This is a genomic window from Actinophytocola xanthii (assembly GCF_001921205.1).
GTDB classification, from domain to species: domain Bacteria; phylum Actinomycetota; class Actinomycetes; order Mycobacteriales; family Pseudonocardiaceae; genus Actinophytocola; species Actinophytocola xanthii.
In genome coordinates, this window is record NZ_MSIE01000002.1 from 272,418 (window position 1) to 289,198 (window position 16,781).

The following is a 16,781-nucleotide window of genomic DNA, read 5'->3' on the forward strand; positions in this document are numbered from 1 at the left end:
TCATCCCACCCTTTCCGAGTGGACGGTTGGCGGGTTGAAGCGGGAACGGACCGGGGCGCTCCAGCGCAGCGGGCTGGAGCCGCGGAGCTGGACGACCTCGTCCACGGTGAACTCGACAAGCCGTTGCGCCCCTGGTACGGCCGCCGCGCGTCGCGCGTCCCAGTCCACCCGCGCGGTGCCGGTGAGCTGGAGCGTGTCTCCGGTCTCCCAGTCGGGAAAGAGGAGGCCCGCCGCGGGGTTGACCTCGAGGTTGCCGAGCGTCCCGAACATCGAGTTCCCGACGTAGTCGGGCCAGCGCAGCCGGGTGGGCGAGAGGACCTCGACGAAGCCGGGGTTGCCGCCGCGGTGCGACGCGTCGGCGTTCCCCTCGCGGTCCGCCGTCGCGACGAAGAACGTGTCGGCCAGCGTCACCAGTGCGGCCTGGCCGTCCCGGAGCCCCTCGGTGCGCAGGGGAGCGGCGGGGACGGTCCCCGTCCACCGCGGTTCCCGTTTCTGGATGTACTTGGGACAGTTGGCGTACACCTGGTCGAGCCGCACGCGGACGCCGAGGCCGGCGGCGGTGGCGCGGCCGTTCATCCGCATGCGGCGCCGGCCGGCGAAGTCGACGGCGACCATGCCCACGGGGAAGGGCTCGGCGGCACCCGCGAGCTCGGCGTGCAGGGGGTCGCCCGGAACGGGGAGCGCGTCGACGGACAGCGCGCTGTCCCCCTGCGCCCGCAGGAATCCGGGCGCCCCCGTCAGCAGGGACGCCCACGGCCGCCCGTCCCGGTCGGCCGCGCCGAGCACCAGCATGACCTGCCCGGCGAGGAAGTCCCGGGCCACGTCCGGGATGCGGGCGTGAATGGCGGCCGAGGAGAACTCCGCCTGGTCGAGCACGCCGGCGCGTGCCTGCACGGCGCGTTCGCCCTCGTGGTAGACGTCCGGCACAGCGCGTTCCTTCCCTGTCGCCCTGCGAGCCCTCAGAAGAACCCGCAGGTGGGTGCGGCCCCCGCCGGTGCGGGAGCGGTGTCAGCGCCGGTCGGTGCGTAGACCTCCAGGCGGATGCCGTCCGGGTCGCTGAAGAAGATGCCGCCGGAGGAGGCACCCTCACCGTGCGGCACGACGCCGTCGTACTGGAACGAGGCGTCCAGGCCGCGCAGCACCTGCTCGACCGCCCGCACCTCGTCGATCGCCTCCACCTGGAAGGACAGGTGGTGCAGCCCCGCCGAGGACGCGGCGAAGCCCGAGCGGCTCTGCTGCCAGAGGGTCACCAGCAGCCGCCCTTCGCGGCCGAGGAAGGCCCACCGGCGGCCCTCGTCCTTGCCCTCGGAGAGCACCTCGAAGCCGAACACCTCGACGTAGAACGGCAGTGACCGCTCGATGTCGGTGACGTTCAGGCCGACGTGCCCGGTCTGGAGCGCGCTGATCGCTACGGACTGTCCCATGTGCGTACCTCCCAGTTGTCCGGCCGCGGTGGCCGGGGTCCTAACCAATGAAAGGGACTCTAATGGTTAGAAAAACAGGTGTCAACCGCCGTAATTCTGTTGACCGGTTAGACTTCGGGTGTCGAGCCGCGAGCCGAGAGGAGGCAGACCCCGTGTCGGGAGGTCCGAGCCACGTCACCACCACGGACCCGCGTCCGCTGACGGGCGAGCCGCTGGCGCTCGACCTGCTCAACACCCGCTGGATCGACCACGGCGTTCGCCACGACCTCCTGGCGACGGTGGACGGACTGGCCACCTGGCTGAGGTCAGCCGGCCTGGCCGGGGACGTGACTCCCGACCGGCAGACGTTGGACGTGCTGCTGGCGGTCCGGGACACCCTGTGGACCCTGGTGACCGGCGACGACGACTCGGGGACGGCGCGTGCCGCGCTCAACCGGACGCTGGGCCACGGCTGGCTGCGCCGGTCGCTGGGACCCACGGGTCCGGAGACGGCGGTGGAGACCGATCCGCCCGGCCAGCTGCCCGCCTGGCTCGCCGCGGCCGACTACCTGCGCCTGCTGGAGGAGAACCCGGCCCGCCTCCGGCGCTGTGCGAACCCCGACTGCGTCCTGCACTTCTACGACGTGTCCAAGAACGGCAACCGCCGATGGTGCTCGATGGCCGGCTGCGGCAACCGCGCCAAGGCATCGCGCCACTACCAGCGCCAGAAGCAACCCCGGCCGGACGGCACGCGCTGATCGGCTCCGCCGTGGCCCGGCCGACGCACCGCACCGGCCGTCGCGGAAGTGCGGTGAGGCGAATGTCCTTTCGGGTGTGTGTCAAATGAGCATTGTCCCGGTCGGTATGCCGCATAACATCGCTGACCTGTCGCCAATTCGGCCGGGGGATTTCATGGTCAACGTCAGGTCGCATACGCGCGCGGGTCACCGGGTGCGCTCGTACCGCCGGTCGAGCCCGGGCGGGGGAAAGGGCGGTGTCGGCACGGCGACCGTGGCGGCGGTGGCCGCGATCGTGATCTTCGGCGGTGGCGGTGGGGTCGTGGGCGGGGGAGCCCTCGGCTCCTCCGCCGGCGGGGCGGCGCAGTCCACGCTGGCGAGGAACCTCGGGGCGAAGAAGGCGGACGCGAAGAGCGCCGCACGGCGCGGCGACACCAGGAGCGCCTGGCAGCGCATGGGGCTGCGCCAGCTGCGGGAGCGCGCCGAGCGGTACGGCGAGTGCGTCACCCACTCCACCGGGCAGGTCCAGCGGTTCCTGGCCAGCACCCCGTGCCGCCGCCTCGACCGACTGCTCGTCGTGCTCGGCGACGGGAGCGGGAACGTCGCCGTGGTCGCGGTCGCCTGGGTGGAGTTCCGTGGCCGGGCGGCCGCCGGCCGCTACCTGGGCATCAGCGACGACTTCGGTACCGGGTACGTCAGACCCATCGGCGGCGTCGAGCTCACCGGACAGCACTACGACTCGAGGGTGGCCGGCGCGGTGGCGGTCACCGCCGAGGCCGAGCCCGCGACCGGGCTGTTCGACGACCGGGTGCTCGACGCCATCGCCGAGGTCGCCGCCTGGATACCCCGACGCTAGGGCGCGATAATTCCCCTGCTCTTCGCCCGGGACGACCGCGGCCGGGAATTCCGTGGAACCATTCGTGGGTGCTCGTCGTCTAGTTTGCCGAGCGTTCGGAAATACGCCACTGGGGGGCGACGGATGAGCGACATGAACGGGTTCGAATGTGATCTCTCGGTGCTGCGCCAGCTGACCGGGCAGCTGACCGAGCACGGCGGCGCGGCGGGCTCGGTGGCCGACTCGCTCGGGGCCGTGACCGCGGACACGGGCCGGCCGGACAGCGACGAGATGGGCCGGATCGGTCCGGGTGCCGTCGCCGACCTGGTCGCCAAGCTGCGTGACCAGCTGGTCGACGACAGCGGCGGGGTCGACGCCTGTGCCGTCCTCTACCAGGAGACCGACGAGGGCCTCGACCGCCGGTTCACCACGCTCCTGGGGAGGCCGTGATGCCCCAGTACACCTCGGCAACCGCCCTGATCGGCGGCGACCCGGCCCAGCTCGCCGCCACCGCCGACGTCCTGGCGAGGTCCGCCGAGTCGGTCGACGGGCTGGCCACGGCACTGCGGCGCAGCGCCGAGGGCACGGACGCCACGTGGCGGGGGCCGGCCGGCACGGCGTACCGGGCCAGGGCGGGCCGGCAGGTCGGCACGCTCGGCAAGCTGCCGACCTCCCTGTCCACGGCCGCCACCGCGTACCGGACGCTGTCCGCGGAGCTTTCCTCGGCGCAGCAGCGCTCCGCCGCCGCCCTGCGGCGAGCGGAGTCGATGGGGCTGCCGCAGGAGGCCCTGTTCGGAAACCCGTTCGCGGTGGCCCGGTTCGTGGTGGCCAGCCCGGACAAGGCGGGCGCGGTGGCCGAGTTGATCGGCGAGGTCGTCTCGGCGCGGTCCGACGCGAACGAGGGCCGCAACCAGTTCGTCGCGAGCATGGGCACGCTGCAGACCCAGACGATCGCCGCCGGCACCGGCGGGGACGACGACCGGAACGCCGGTGGCGACCGGGACCGGCGTGGCTCCGACGGCGACTGGGGCGCCCGCCTGCGCACCGACGACCTGTTCGGTCGCGAGGAGGGCGGCAGCCGCGGCAACAGCCACTTCGACTCCGACTGGGCGGGCCGGGCGATCCTGGACCGCTACCTCAGCGGCGGCGGCGACTGGACGATCGACGACGACGAGGACTGGACGAGGTACATGACCTCGAACGAGCAGCTGAGCCGTCAGCTCGTCGGACCGGCCCAGGAGCAGGCGCAGCAGGCGTTGAGCGGCTACCTCGCCGGCGACGGCCCGACCGGCTCGTTCGACCAACGCTTTCCCGCCGAGATCCAGAACGGCGAGGGCATCGTCGGCTACGAGTACCTGCACGGCACCAACTCCGATGCCGGCGGCTTCCAGTTCGCCGGGAACACCACCGTCTCCCCGCGCGCGGACGGCACCTACGAGGTCACCATCGACGGCAGCTACACCTGGCACGACACGATCGACCCGAACCCGCAGTACAGCACCGACCGGTGGAAGAGCGGGCTGGCCGAGGTCGTCACGCTCGGCGCGGCCGACCCGTACGACATCCACATCAACTGGGACAAGCGAACGACGGTGACACTGGACGCCCAGGGGAACGTGCTGAGCATCTCGGGGTATCCGGCGCCGTGAACCGAGGAGGAGGGTCCGTGTCCCGAATACTGCTGGCCGGTGGCCTGGTCATCGCGCTCACCGTGGTGGTGGGGTGCTCGATGTTCGGCGGCGACCGCGGCGGCGGCGAGGACCGGTACGTCGAGCTGGACCGGCCCCAGCGGTCCCCGTCCGGCGAGTTCACCGCGTCCCTGGTCGCGGGCCCGGAGCAGGACGGGGTGGCGACCCGGGTCGTGGTGGTCACCGACACCGACGGCCACGAGGTGTTCCGCGACGACTACGCCTACAGCACCCGCCACGGCGTCGGCGTCACCTGGCTGTCCTCGGCCGACCAGCTGTGGATCCTCTCCGCGGACGTGGGCACCGCCCACGTCGACCGCGCGGCCGACGGGACCTGGACCAAGACCGCGATCTCGCCGGAGACCGCGGACACCGTCCCCGAGGAGATCGAGCGGCTGCGCTGACGGGGTCTGGTCAACGGTCGCGGCGGAGCAGGTAGACGTCCATCAGCCAGCCGGCCTCGTGCCTCGCGGCGGCGCGGGTGGCCTCGATCTCGGGGAGCACGTCGGCCAGCGGGCCGGACACCAGGCGCTCGCTCGGGGTGGCGAGGTTGGCGCCCCACCAGACCAGCCAGCCGGCCGGGTCGACCGCGCGGAGCTCGTCGAGGGAGCGGTTGAGCAGGACCGCGATGTTGGGATGTCCCTGCGCGACGGCGTCGGGGAGCAGGCGACCGGTGGTGACGTGCAGCGGCTCCCCGACGCCGTGGGGCACGATCCGGTGGCGCGCTGCGAGCAGGGACAGGCTCGACACGCCCGGCACGACCTCCAGCGTGGCGCCGACCGCGTCGGCGACGCGTTCCAGTACCCGGATCGTCGAGTCGTAGAGGGCGGGGTCGCCCCAGACGAGGAACCCGGCGTCCCCGTCCCGGGTGGACAGCGCCGCCGCGTACCGGTCGGCTCGGGCCGCGTGCCACTCGGCGACGGCCCGGCGGTAGTCCGCCGGGTCCGCGGTGCCGGAGGGGGTCCGGTCCCGTTCCGCGTCCTGGACAAGGACCACCTCGGGGACGTCGGCCGCGTGGCGGGCCAGCAGCTCCGCGCGGGCGGCGGCCAGCGGGTCGCCGCCGGGCCGCCGCTTCTCGGTCACGACGACGAAGTCGACCTCGTTCATGGCGCGGACCGCCTCGACGGTGACCTGGTCGGGACCTCCGGGCCCGACGCCGATGAGGACCAGGCGCCGGGTCACGGCCCCGTCCCCTCCTCGAGGTCGCCCTCGATCGACAGGTACACCGACTGGAGCTCGGCCAGCAGCTCGGGGGCGGGCTCGGCCCACAGCCCGCGGTCCGCGGCCTCGTGCAGACGCTCGACGATCCCGCGCAGCGCCCACGGGTTGGCCTGGCGCATGAACTCCTGGTTGGTCTCGTCCAAGACGTACTCACGGGCCAGCCGCTCGTACATCCAGTCGTGCACGACACCCGTCGTGGCGTCGAACCCGAACAGGTAGTCCACGGTCGCCGCCAGCTCGAAGGCCCCCTTGTACCCGTGCCGGCGCATCGCGCCGACCCACCGCGGGTTCACCACCCGGGAGCGGAAGACCCGGTTGGTCTCCTCCTGCAGCGTGCGGGTGCGGACGGCGTCGGGGGTGGTGGAGTCCCCGACGTAGGCCTTCGGGTCGGCGCCGGTGAGCGCCCGGACCGTGGCGATCATGCCGCCGTGGTACTGGAAGTAGTCGTCGGAGTCGGCGATGTCGTGCTCGCGGGTGTCGATGTTCTTCGCGGCGACCTGGATGCGGCGGTAGTTGGTCCGCATGTCCTCGGCGGCCGGGTGGCCGTCGAGCCCTCGTCCGTAGGCGAAGCCGCCCCAGGCGGTGTACACCTCGGAGAGGTCGGCGTCGTCGCGCCAGGAGCCGGACTCGATCACCTGGAGGATGCCGGCGCCGTAGGAGCCGGGTGCGGAGCCGAAGATCCGGGTCGTCGCCCGGCGCTCGTCGCCGTGCGCGGCGAGGTCGGCTCGGACGTGCGCGCGGACGTGGTTCTGCTCGTCGGTCTCCTCGAGCGCGGCGACCAGCCGGACCGCGTCGTCCAGCATCGCCACGACGTGGGGGAAGGCGTCGCGGAAGAACCCGGAGATGCGGACCGTCACGTCCACCCGCGGCCGGCCGAGCTCGGCGGGCGGTACGACCTCCAGGTCCCGGACGCGACGCGACGCCGGGTCCCAGACCGGACGCACGCCGAGCAGGGCGAGCACCTCGGCGATGTCGTCGCCGGAGGTCCGCATGGCCGAGGTGCCCCACACCGAGAGGCCGACCGACGTGGGGTACTCGCCGGTCTCGGCGAGGTGGCGGGCGAGCAGCGAGTCGGCCATGGCGACACCGGTCTCGTAGGCGAGACGCGAGGGGACCGCGCGCGGGTCCACCGTGTAGAAGTTGCGGCCGGTGGGCAGGACGTTGACCAGCCCGCGCAGCGGCGAGCCGGACGGCCCGGCGGGGACGTAGCCCCCGTCCAGCGCGTGCAGGACCGCGTCGAGCTCGTCGCTGGTGGCGGCCAGGCGGGGCACCACCTCGGTGGCGGCGAACTCCAGCACGCGGACGACCTCGGGGTCGGAGTGCAGCCGTGCGGCCGCCGCCGGGTCCCAGCCCGCCTCCTCCATCCCGTCGACCAGCGCCCTGGCGGCGGCCTCGACCGCGTCGACGGTGCGGGTCTGCTCGCTGCCCTCCTTCAGGCCCAGCGCGGTGCGCAGCCCTGGCACCGCGGCGGTCTCGCCGCCCCAGACCTGGCTGGCGCGCAGGATCGCGAGCACCAGGTCGACGCGGGCCTGCCCGCTCGGCGCCTGGCCGAGGACGTGCAGGCCGTCGCGGATCTGCGCGTCCTTCACCTCGCACAGCCAGCCGTCCACGTGCAGGATGAAGTCGTCGAACTCGGTGTCCGGCGGGCGCTCGTCGAGGCCGAGGTCGCGGTGCATGTGCGCGGCCTGCATCAGCGTCCAGATCTCGGCACGGATCGCGGGCAGCTTGGCCGGGTCCATGGCGGCGATGTTGGCGTGCTCGTCCAGGAGCTGTTCGAGGCGGGCGATGTCGCCGTAGGTCTCCGCGCGGGCCATCGGCGGCACCAGGTGGTCGACGATCGTGGCGTGCGCACGTCGTTTGGCCTGGGCCCCCTCGCCGGGGTCGTTGACCAGGAACGGGTACACCAGCGGCAGGTTCCCGATCGTCGCGTCGCTCGCGCAGGCCGCCGAGAGCGCGGCGTTCTTGCCCGGTAGCCACTCCATCGAACCGTGCTTGCCGAGGTGCACGACGGCATGCGCGCCGAACCCGTGCTCCAGCCAGCGGTAGGCGGCCAGGTAGTGGTGGGAGGGCGCCAGCTCGGGGTCGTGGTAGATCGCGACGGGGTTCTCGCCGAAGCCCCGTGGCGGCTGGATCAGCAGCAGCACGTTGCCCGCCCGGATCGTGGCGAGCACGATCTCCTTGGCGTCGTTCACGAACAGCGCGCCGGGCGGCGGCCCCCACGCCTGGGTGACCGAGGCCCGCAGTGCGGGGTCGAGGCCGGCGAACCACTGCTCGTAGTCCCGCGCGGGGATGCGCACGTGCGCGTCGGTGAGCTGGCCCTGGGTCAGCCACTCCTCGTCCTGCCCGCCGGCCGCGATCAGGGCGTGGATCAGCGCGTTGCCGGCCTCGGTGTCGTCGGCGAGGTCGAGGGCCGGCAGGTCGCCGACGTCGTAGCCCGCCGAGCGCATGCGGCGCAGGAGGCGGACCGCCGACACCGGCGTGTCCAGGCCGACGGCGTTGCCGACCCGGCTGTGCTTGGTCGGGTACGCGGAGAGCATCAGCGCGATCCGCCGCCGCGCCGGCGGGGTGTGCCGCAGCCGGGCGTGCGCGACCGCGATCCCGGCGACCCGCGCGCAGCGCTCCGGGTCGGCCACGTAGTGCGGCAGGCCGTCGGGGTCGACCTCCTTGAACGAGAACGGCGCGGTGATGATGCGCCCGTCGAACTCGGGGATCGCGATCTGGGTGGCGGAGTCCAGCGGGGTCACGCCGTCGTCGGAGGCCAGCCACTCCTCGCGGCTGGCGGTCAGGCACAGGCCCTGCAGGACGGGGATGTCCAGGGCCCGGATCCGCGCCACGTCCCACGCCTCGTCGTCGCCGCCCGCGCTCGCCCCGGCGGGTGTGACGCCGCCGGCGGCGAGCACGGTGACCACCAGCGCGTCCAGGGTGCCCAGAGCGGCGTACAGCTCGTCCGGCGCCGAACGCAGCGAGGTGGAGAAGATCGGCACTCCCACGGCCTGACCGGTGGCGTCGACGGCGTCGGCGAGCGCGTGCGCGAACGCGGTGTTCCCGCTGGTCTCGTGGGCGCGGTAGTAGAGGATGCCGATCCTGGGCAGGTCGCCGGCCGGGATGTCCCGCTCGGCGAGTCCCCAGGCGGGCACGGTCACGGGCTGTTCGAAGCCCGCACCGGTCAGCAGCACGGTGTCGGAGAGGAAGGCGTGCAGCTGGGCCAGGTTGACCGGGCCGCCCTCGGCGAGGTAGCGGTGGGCGTCCGCGGCGATGCCGGCGGGCACTGTGGACAGTCGCATCAGCTCGGCGTCCGGGGTCTGCTCGCCGCCCAGCACCACCAGCGGCAGGCCGCTCGCGCGCAGCGCGGCGAAGCCCTCCCGCCACGACTCCGCGGTACCCAGCAGGCGTACCACGACCACGTCGGCGCCGTCGACGGCCGCCGGCAGATCGGCGAGGTCGAGGCGGGCGGGGTTGGCCCATCGGTAGTCGGCGCCCGACGCCCGCGCGGACAGCAGGTCGGTGTCGGATGTGGACAGCAGCGCGACGCTGGGCATGCGGGTTCCTCCTCGCGGGGTTCTCGCCCCGGACGGCAGGCAGCGGCCGCGGTCAGTGTCTGGCTGACCGGCCCGTGGAGGCGCCGGTTCACAGTGGCGGAACCGCCCCGGAGTCGCACCGGAGTTCCTGGTCCGCGGCCAGCGGACACGTCCCACACTAACGGTCGGCGAGCACGCAGTCGCCGCAGTACCCGCCGCCGGGGATCCGGTAGTAGAGGCAGCAGGAGGACCGCCGGAAGCCGCCGCGCAGCTCGCCGGTGCCGGCGAGCGGGCCGGCGAGGAGGGCGGCGCCGACGTCGAGGGCGGCGGCCGCCAGGCCGGGCCGGGCGGTGCCGATCATGTGGACCGCGCCGAGCGCGGCCGAGGCGATGTTGCCCCGCAGCACGCGCCGGGACAGCGCGTACTGCCCGGCCAGCGCCTCCACGAGCGGTTCCAGCACGTCGGCGACCAGGTCGGAGAACCGGGGGCGGGCGTCGGGGCCGGTCAGCGCGAGCGGCCACGGGCCCTGCTCGACCGGCCGCCACCAGGTGTCGTCCAGGGTGGGCCGGGGCAGCGGGACGCCGAGGACGGCGGCGCCGAGCACGGGGGAGACCACGCGCGCGAACAGGCCGAGGGACATCGTCGACGCCGCGACCCTGGGTTCGATCTCGACCCCGGCGCGCTCGGCGAGCACCGTGTGGACGTGCCGCACCCGGGCGGCGAGCACCGGTTCGCGCAGCAGGTCACGCAGGGGCAGCCAGCGGTCGCCGTCGACCGCCCGCCGCACGCCGAAGAACGGGCCGAGCCCCGCCAGGTCGTCGGGGTCGGCGTCGGGCATGGCCACATCGTGACACGGGCCGGATGGCACTATGGCGCCGTGGCCACGCGCACCTACCAGGACCGCTGCCCGGGGGTGTTCCGCCCGTGGGCGGCCGATGACGGCGCGATCGTCCGGCTCCGCGTGCCTGGCGGTCGGATCAGCCCGGACGCTCTGCTCAGGGTGGTGGACGCGGCCGAGCGGTACGGCGACGGGACGGTGCTGTTGACCAGGCGGGCCAACCTCCAGCTGCGCGGCATCGGCACCGAGGGCGGCGCCGTCGCCGCCGGGCTGGTCGACGCCGTCGCCGCCGCGGGCCTGCTGCCCTCGCGCACCCACGAGCTGGTCCGGAACATCCTGGTCTCGCCGCTGACCGGGCTGCACGGCGGGCGGCTGGACCTGCGGCCCGTCGTCCGGGCGCTCGACGACGCCCTGCTCGCCGACCCGGCGCTGGCCGGTCTCGGTGGTCGGTTCCTGTTCGTCCTCGACGACGGGCGGGGCGACGTCGCCCGGCGCGACCTCGACCTGGGCCTGGTCGCGCTCGACGCGGCGCGGGTGCAGCTGCGGATCGGGGCGACGGGCTGGGGTCCGGTCGTTCCCGCCGACCGGGCGGCATCGGAGCTGGCCCGGCTCGCGGGGGAGTTCACGCGGGTGCGCGGCACCGGGCCGAGCGCCAGCTGGCACGTCGACGAGCTTCCCGACCCGTCCGTGCTCGGCGCCGGTGTGCCCCGGCACCCGGCGACCGAGGTCGCCGCCGACCCGCCGCCCCCCGGCCGGGTCCTCGGGGCCGACGGCCGGCGCCTCGAGGTGCTGGCAGTCCCGGACGGGCTGGTGCGGCGGCCGCTCGCCGAACGGTTGGCCGGCGCGGCCGGCCTGGTCGTCACGCCCTGGCGCGGCATCGTGGTGGAGGAGTCGTCATGACCACCGGTGAGCTCGCGGCACCGACGCCGCGCTACGACTACGTGCGCGACGGCGCGGCGATCTACGCGGAGTCGTTCGCCACCATCCGCGCGGAGACCGACCTGTCCCACCTGCCGGCCGACGCGGAGAAGGTCGCCGTGCGGATGGTCCACGCCACCGGGCAGACCGACCTGGCCGCGGCCCTGGTGGTCCATCCCGCGCTGGTGAAGAGCGCCCGCGCCGCGCTGCGGGCGGGCGCACCGGTGCTCACCGACGCGACCATGGTCGCCTCCGGGGTCACCAGGGCGCGGCTGCCGCGCGCCAACGACGTGCGCTGCCTGCTCGGCGACCCGCGGGTGCCCGACCTCGCCCGGGCGTGGGGCACGACCCGCAGCGCGGCCGCCGTGTCGCTGTGGGCCGACTCGCTCGCCGGGTCGGTCGTCGCGATCGGCAACGCGCCGACGGCGCTGTTCCACCTGCTGGAGCTGTTGGCCGACGGTGCTCCGCCGCCGGCGGCGATCATCGGCGTGCCGGTGGGTTTCATCGGCGCCGCGGAGTCCAAGGAGGCGCTCGCCTCGTTCTCCGCCGAGCACGGGATCGACGTGCCGTTCCTGACCGTTCACGGCCGGCGCGGCGGCTCGGCGCTCGCCGCGGCCGCGGTCAACGCGCTGGCCAGGGAGCAGGAGTGACCCCGCCGGCGGCGGGTCGGCTCTACGGCGTGGGGCTCGGCCCGGGAGATCCGGAGCTGGTCACCGTCAAGGCGGCCAGGATCATCGAGCGGGCCGACGTCATCGCCTATCACCAGGGCCCACGCAGGCGCTCCAACGCCCGGCGGATCGCCGACCCGTACGTCCGGGCCGGTGTTATCGAGGAGCTGCTGGAGTACCCGGTCACCACCGGCATCACCGACCACCCCGGCGGCTACGCGGGGGCCATGGCGCAGTTCTACGAACGCTGTGCGACGACGTTGGGCGCGCACCTGGAGCGAGGCCGGGACGTGGTCGTGCTGGCCGAGGGCGACCCGTTGTTCTACGGCTCCTACATGTACGTCCACGACCGGTTGGGCGAGCGCTACGAGACCGAGGTGGTGCCCGGCGTGCCCGCGTTCGCCGCCGCGACCGCCGCGCTGGGGACACCGCTGGCCCGGCAGGCCGACGTGCTCACCGTGCTCCAGGGCACGTTGCCGCGCCCCGAGCTGGCCCGCCGGTTGGCCGACACCGACGCGGCGGTCATCATGAAGCTCGGCCGGACGTTCCCCGAGGTGCGGGCCGCGCTGGCCGAGGCGGGCCGGCTCTCCGACGCGTGGTACGTCGAGCGTGCGGCGATGGACGACCAGCGGTGGCTGCCGGTGAGCGAGGTGGACCCCGCCGACGTGCCGTACTTCTCGCTGATCGTGGTTCCCGGCGACACCCACGCCGGACGACGCCGGTACGACGACCCGCGACCGGCGCCCTCCGCCGGGTCGACCGCGGGTGCGGAGGTCGTCGTGGTGGGGCTCGGCCCCGGCGCCGAGGAGTGGCTCACCCCGGAGGCTGCACGGGTGCTCGGCGAGGTGGACCACGTCGTCGGCTACGCGCCCTACGTCGACCGGGTCCCGCAGCGACCTGGGCTGCGCCGGCACGCCTCGGGCAACACGGTCGAGCTGGACCGGGCCCGGTTCGCGCTCGACCTGGCCGCGGAGGGCGAGCGAGTGGCGGTGGTGTCCGGCGGCGACGCCGGGGTGTTCGGGATGGCGTCGGCGGTGTTCGAGGCGGCCGAGGACCCCGCCTACGCCGACGTGCACGTCCGCGTCGTGCCCGGGGTCAGCGCCGTGCAGGCTGCGGCGGCGCGGGCGGGCGCGCCGATCGGCGCCGACTTCGCCGTGCTCAGCCTGTCCGACCGGCTCAAGCCCTGGTCGGTCATCGAGCGCCGCGTCCAGGCCACGGCGCGGTCCGACCTGGTGCTCGCGGTGTACAACCCGCGCTCGCGCACGCGCACGACGCAGGTCGACGAGCTGCGCCGGATCCTGCTGGCGCACCGCCCCGCGGACACCGTGGTCGTGGTCGCGAGGGACATCGGCCGGCCCGGCGAGTCGCTCACCGTGACCACGCTGGCCGACCTGGACCCGGAGTCGGTCGACATGCGCTGCCTGCTCATCATCGGCGCCACCAGCACCCGCGTGAGCTCGGCCGGCCGGGTGTGGACGCCCCGCTACGTGGAGGGCTGACCCCGCGCGGGGCGGTCCCTGGCCGGGTCGTAGAGGTAGGACTCGGCGCCCGTGACGCCGACCCCGAGCGCGGGCCCCACCATGATCACCGCGGCCCGCCGCAGCCGCGCCCGGTCCACCCGGTCGGCGATGTCGGCGAGGGTGCCGCGCAGCACGACCTCGGCGGGCTGGGAGGCGTTGGCGACGACGACGACCGGGCAGTCCGGCCCGTAGAACCCGGTGAGCTCCTTGGCCAGGACCCGGGTACGGGTGATCGCCAGGTGCAGGACCAGCGTCGCACCGGTCGCGGCGAAGGCGGCCAGGGTCTCGCCGGAGGGCATCGCGGTCGACCTGGCCCGGGTCCTGGTCAGCACGACCGACTGCGCCACCTCCGGAACGGTCAGCTCGTGGCCGATCCGCGCGGCGGCCGCGGCGTAGGCCGGGACGCCCGGGGTCACGTCCCACGGCACGCCGGCCCGGTCGAGGCGCCGGGTCTGCTCGTGGAGCGCCGAGTACAGCGCGGTGTCGCCGGAGCACAACCGGACCACGCGCAGCCCGGCGCGGTGCGCCGCCACCAGCTCGGTGACGATCTCGTCCAGGTCGAGGTGCTGGGAGTCGACCAGCCGCGCGCCGGCCGGGCAGTGCCCGAGCACCGCCTCGTCCAGGTACGTGCCCGGGAAGACGCAGAGGTCGGTCTCGTTGAGCAACTCGACGGCACGCAGGGTCAGCAGGTCCGCGGCGCCGGGACCGGCCCCGACGAAGTGCACGACCCTCACGGCTTGGTCACCGCCCACTGGGTCACGGTTCGCGCCGGTGCGAAGCCGGTGAGCCCGCCGAGCGGGGCGGCGTGCTCGACCGAGATCCGGACGAGCTCGCCGCCCCGCTCGCCGTAGGCCCTCGCGAGCACCGCCTCGGTCTCGATCGTCACGCCGTGCGCGACGAGCCGTCCCCCGCGCGGTAACGCGGACCAGCACGCGTCCAGCACGCCCGGTGCCGAGGCGCCGCCGCCGACGAACACCGCGTCCGGGGCGGGCAGGTCGGCCAGCGCGGCCGGCGCCGCCCCGGTCACCACGGTCAACGCCGGCACACCGAGGCTGGCGGCGTTGCGCGCGATGCGCGCGGCGCGCTCCGGAACCCGTTCCACGGCCACCGCACGGCAGGTGGGGTGCGCGCGCAGCCACTCGATCGCGACCGAACCCGCTCCCGCGCCGATGTCCCACAACAGGTTTCCGGGCAGCGGTGCGAGCCGGGCGAGCGCGCCGGCGCGGGGGTCGCGCCGGGTGAGCTGCCCGTCGGACTCGAACGCGTCGTCCGGCAGACCGGCGAGCAGACCGTGGGCGGGACCGCCGGCGCACTCGACGGCCAGCACGTGCAGCGCTGGAGCGTCCCCGGTCCAGGCCGCGGCGGTGCTCCGGCGCACCGACTCGGTCGCCGCCCCGAGGTCGGCGAGGACGGTGAACCCGCTCGCCCCGAACCCGCTCCCGACCAGTGCCCGCGCGACCTGTGTCGGGGTGGCGGCGTCCTGGGAGAGCACGAGGATCCGCCGCCCCGGGGCGAGGTGGCGCACCACCGTTCCCGGGTCGCGGACCACTTCGACCGTCTCGGCGGGCCACCCCAGCCTCGCCCGGGCGAGCGCCACCGAGGAGACCGCCGGGTGCACGGTGACCGACTCCGGGCCGAGCAGCTCGACCAGCGTCGACCCGATTCCCGCCACCAGCGGGTCACCGGACGCGAGCGCCACCACGGCGGCCCGGTCCAGCTCCCCGGCCAGGTCGGCGAGCAGCCCGGGCAGCCGCTCGCGCAGCGGCGAGGGCCAGGCCGTCCGCCGCTGGTTCGCGATCTCGGGCAGCAGGCCGAGCTGCCGTGGCGCGCCGAGCACGACCTCGGCCGAGCGCACCAGGGCGCGCGTCGGCTCGGGCAGCACGTCCCAGCCGTCCGCGCCGATCCCGACCACGTGCAGCATCACGGCAGGCCACGGTACGCGAGCGGGGACGGCTGCCGGCAGACGGCTATGCTGCGAGGACCAGGCCCGAGGTGCCCACGCCGCGCCGGTGCGATGCCGGTGGCGGCAGGGAGAATCGGGAAGCCGGTGAGAGTCCGGCACAGGGCCCGCTGCGGTGACCCGGAGCTCGATCCGGGAAGTCCGAAGACCGGCCTCGGCGCCTGACGACGGACGCGGCCCGCGTCCGTCGCCTCGTTGGCACTGAGAGCGGGAGCCCCGAATGCCACAGCAGTACCCCCTGTCTGCCGTCGTCGGGTCCGACGACCTGGTCCTCGCCCTGCTCCTCGCGGCGGTCGCGCCCGACGTCGGCGGTGTCCTCGTGCGGGGCGAGAAGGGCACCGCGAAGACCACCGCCGTCCGCGCGCTCGCCGAGGTGCTGCCGCCGATCGAGGTGATCGCGGGGGACCGGTTCTCCTCCGACCCGCGCGACCCCGCGCCGCTGTCGCCGGACGGGCCGTTTCCCGAGGACACGCCGGTCGAGACCCGGCCGGTGCGGCTCGTCGAGCTGCCCGTCGGCGCGACCGAGGACCGGGTGCTCGGCTCGCTGCACCTGCAGCGCGCGCTGGCCGAAGGCGTCGCGGAGTACGAGCCAGGGCTGCTGGCCCGCGCGCACCGCGGCATCCTCTACGTCGACGAGGTCAACCTGCTGCACGACCACCTCGTGGACGTGCTGCTCGACGCCGCCGCCACCGGCCGGGCCAGCGTCGAGCGCGACGGCGTGTCGGTCGAGCACGCCGCCCGGTTCGTCCTGGTCGGCACGATGAACCCCGAGGAGGGCGAGCTCCGCCCGCAGCTGCTGGACCGCTTCGGTCTCACCGTCGAGGTGGCCGCCTCCCGCGACCCGCGGCTGCGTGCCGAGGTGGTGCGCTCGCGGCTGGCCTACGACGCCGACCCCGACGGGTTCGCCGCCCGCTTCACCGCCGAGCAGAACCGGCTGCGGGAACGGATCGTCGCCGCCCGCGCGCTGCTTCCCCGGGTCGAGCTGGACGAGCCGACGCTGTTGCGGATCGCGGAGATCTGCGCCGCGTTCGAGGTCGACGGCATGCGGGCGGACATCGTGATGGCGCGCGCCGCCGCCGCGCACGCCGCCTGGCGGGGGCGGACCAGGATCACCAGCGAGGACCTGAGGGTCGCCGCCCGGCTCGCGCTGCCGCACCGCCGCCGCCGCAACCCGTTCGACGCCCCCGGTCTGGACGAGGACCAGCTCGACCAGCTGCTCGACGAGCCGGAACCGGAGCCAGAGCCGGACCCCCCGTCCGGCGGCGACGATGACGGGGGCGGCGATGACGGCGGCGAGCGTGACCGGGACGGCCGGCCGCCGACCGGCCCGGCCGACCCGCCGGCCAACGGGCAGCGGCCGGCGACCGACCCGTCGACGACCACCGCTCCGGTCGGCGAGCCCTACCGCGCCAGGCTGTTCACCGTCGCCGGCGTCGGCCGCGGCGAGGCCGGCCGGCGGTCCGCCGCCCGCACCG

Annotated in this window: 16 protein-coding genes and 1 riboswitch; of the genes, 9 read left to right on the forward strand and 7 right to left on the reverse strand. The window is 74.7% G+C overall.

Features of this window, described 5'->3' with window-relative positions:
* Both BU204_RS02835 and BU204_RS02840 read right to left on the reverse strand, forming a co-directional pair.
* Entirely contained in the window at positions 1-927 is a 927-nt protein-coding gene (locus tag BU204_RS02835; RefSeq protein WP_075123903.1) for a pyridoxamine 5'-phosphate oxidase family protein, read from the reverse strand.
* 32 nt (positions 928-959) lie between these two features.
* Positions 960-1,424, reverse strand: coding sequence for a VOC family protein (locus BU204_RS02840; RefSeq protein ID WP_075123904.1), 465 nt, complete (start codon positions 1,422-1,424; stop codon positions 960-962).
* Between the two features lie 152 nt (positions 1,425-1,576).
* Here BU204_RS02840 and BU204_RS02845 point away from each other — a divergent pair, with 152 nt between their 5' ends.
* From BU204_RS02845 to BU204_RS02865, 5 genes are all read left to right on the forward strand, one after another.
* Positions 1,577-2,161, forward strand: coding sequence for a CGNR zinc finger domain-containing protein (locus BU204_RS02845; RefSeq protein ID WP_075123905.1), 585 nt, complete (start codon positions 1,577-1,579; stop codon positions 2,159-2,161).
* Positions 2,162-2,354: 193 nt separating this feature from the next.
* Positions 2,355-2,996 carry a hypothetical protein gene (locus BU204_RS02850; protein ID WP_083660947.1) on the forward strand — a complete coding sequence of 214 codons (642 nt, stop codon included), beginning with the start codon at positions 2,355-2,357 and terminating at the stop codon, positions 2,994-2,996.
* Positions 2,997-3,128: 132 nt separating this feature from the next.
* Positions 3,129-3,425, forward strand: coding sequence for a hypothetical protein (locus BU204_RS02855; RefSeq protein WP_075123906.1), 297 nt, complete (start codon positions 3,129-3,131; stop codon positions 3,423-3,425).
* Positions 3,425-4,624 (forward strand): WXG100 family type VII secretion target, encoded by a 1,200-nt coding sequence (locus tag BU204_RS02860; protein WP_075123907.1) that lies wholly within the window; start codon positions 3,425-3,427, stop codon positions 4,622-4,624. The genes BU204_RS02855 and BU204_RS02860 overlap by 1 nt, the downstream gene beginning before the upstream one ends.
* Positions 4,625-4,641: 17 nt before the next feature.
* Positions 4,642-5,067 (forward strand): hypothetical protein, encoded by a 426-nt coding sequence (locus tag BU204_RS02865; RefSeq protein WP_198942746.1) that lies wholly within the window; start codon positions 4,642-4,644, stop codon positions 5,065-5,067.
* Positions 5,068-5,077: 10 nt separating this feature from the next.
* Here BU204_RS02865 and cobF read toward each other — a convergent pair whose 3' ends face one another.
* From cobF to BU204_RS02880, 3 genes are all read right to left on the reverse strand, one after another.
* A complete protein-coding gene (gene cobF / locus BU204_RS02870) occupies positions 5,078-5,845 on the reverse strand; it encodes a precorrin-6A synthase (deacetylating) (RefSeq protein ID WP_075123908.1) in 768 nt (255 codons plus the stop codon).
* Complete coding sequence (gene cobN, locus BU204_RS02875) at positions 5,842-9,423, reverse strand: cobaltochelatase subunit CobN (RefSeq protein WP_075123909.1); 3,582 nt, start codon at positions 9,421-9,423, stop codon at positions 5,842-5,844. The genes cobF and cobN overlap by 4 nt, the downstream gene beginning before the upstream one ends.
* Before the next feature lie 157 nt (positions 9,424-9,580).
* Positions 9,581-10,240: a (2Fe-2S)-binding protein gene (locus BU204_RS02880; RefSeq protein ID WP_075123910.1), complete on the reverse strand. Its 660-nt coding sequence runs from the start codon at positions 10,238-10,240 to the stop codon at positions 9,581-9,583.
* Positions 10,241-10,279: 39 nt separating this feature from the next.
* Here BU204_RS02880 and BU204_RS02885 point away from each other — a divergent pair, with 39 nt between their 5' ends.
* From BU204_RS02885 to BU204_RS02895, 3 genes are read left to right on the forward strand one after another with little or no spacing between them, the layout of a single operon-like run.
* Positions 10,280-11,140 (forward strand): hypothetical protein, encoded by an 861-nt coding sequence (locus tag BU204_RS02885; RefSeq protein WP_075123911.1) that lies wholly within the window; start codon positions 10,280-10,282, stop codon positions 11,138-11,140.
* Positions 11,137-11,808, forward strand: coding sequence for a precorrin-8X methylmutase (locus BU204_RS02890; RefSeq protein WP_075123912.1), 672 nt, complete (start codon positions 11,137-11,139; stop codon positions 11,806-11,808). Before BU204_RS02885 ends, BU204_RS02890 begins: the two co-directional genes overlap by 4 nt.
* Positions 11,805-13,325 (forward strand): precorrin-2 C(20)-methyltransferase, encoded by a 1,521-nt coding sequence (locus BU204_RS02895; RefSeq protein ID WP_075123913.1) that lies wholly within the window; start codon positions 11,805-11,807, stop codon positions 13,323-13,325. Before BU204_RS02890 ends, BU204_RS02895 begins: the two co-directional genes overlap by 4 nt.
* Here BU204_RS02895 and BU204_RS02900 read toward each other — a convergent pair.
* Both BU204_RS02900 and cbiE read right to left on the reverse strand, forming a co-directional pair.
* A complete protein-coding gene (locus tag BU204_RS02900) occupies positions 13,310-14,080 on the reverse strand; it encodes a cobalt-precorrin-4/precorrin-4 C(11)-methyltransferase (protein WP_233159081.1) in 771 nt (256 codons plus the stop codon). The two genes, BU204_RS02895 and BU204_RS02900, sit on opposite strands and share 16 nt — an antisense overlap.
* Positions 14,077-15,267: a precorrin-6y C5,15-methyltransferase (decarboxylating) subunit CbiE gene (gene cbiE / locus BU204_RS02905; RefSeq protein ID WP_083660960.1), complete on the reverse strand. Its 1,191-nt coding sequence runs from the start codon at positions 15,265-15,267 to the stop codon at positions 14,077-14,079. The genes BU204_RS02900 and cbiE overlap by 4 nt, the downstream gene beginning before the upstream one ends.
* Positions 15,268-15,319: 52 nt before the next feature.
* Positions 15,320-15,477: riboswitch (cobalamin riboswitch) on the forward strand.
* A gap of 49 nt (positions 15,478-15,526) precedes the next feature.
* Here cbiE and BU204_RS02910 point away from each other — a divergent pair.
* Positions 15,527-16,781: ATP-binding protein (locus BU204_RS02910; protein WP_158073387.1), on the forward strand; the 1,255-nt coding region annotated here is incomplete at its 3' end.

Bases quoted from the DNA above. Each gene is read 5' to 3' on its own strand.
- BU204_RS02860 (WP_075123907.1), top strand. From the start codon at position 3,425: ATGCCCCAGTACACCTCGGCAACCGCCCTGATCGGCGGCGACCCGGCC.
- BU204_RS02890 (WP_075123912.1), top strand. From the start codon at position 11,137: ATGACCACCGGTGAGCTCGCGGCACCGACGCCGCGCTACGACTACGTG.
- BU204_RS02840 (WP_075123904.1), bottom strand. From the start codon at position 1,424: ATGGGACAGTCCGTAGCGATCAGCGCGCTCCAGACCGGGCACGTCGGC.
- cbiE (WP_083660960.1), bottom strand. From the start codon at position 15,267: ATGCTGCACGTGGTCGGGATCGGCGCGGACGGCTGGGACGTGCTGCCC.
- BU204_RS02880 (WP_075123910.1), bottom strand. From the start codon at position 10,240: ATGCCCGACGCCGACCCCGACGACCTGGCGGGGCTCGGCCCGTTCTTC.
- BU204_RS02855 (WP_075123906.1), top strand. From the start codon at position 3,129: ATGAACGGGTTCGAATGTGATCTCTCGGTGCTGCGCCAGCTGACCGGG.
- cobN (WP_075123909.1), bottom strand. From the start codon at position 9,423: ATGCCCAGCGTCGCGCTGCTGTCCACATCCGACACCGACCTGCTGTCC.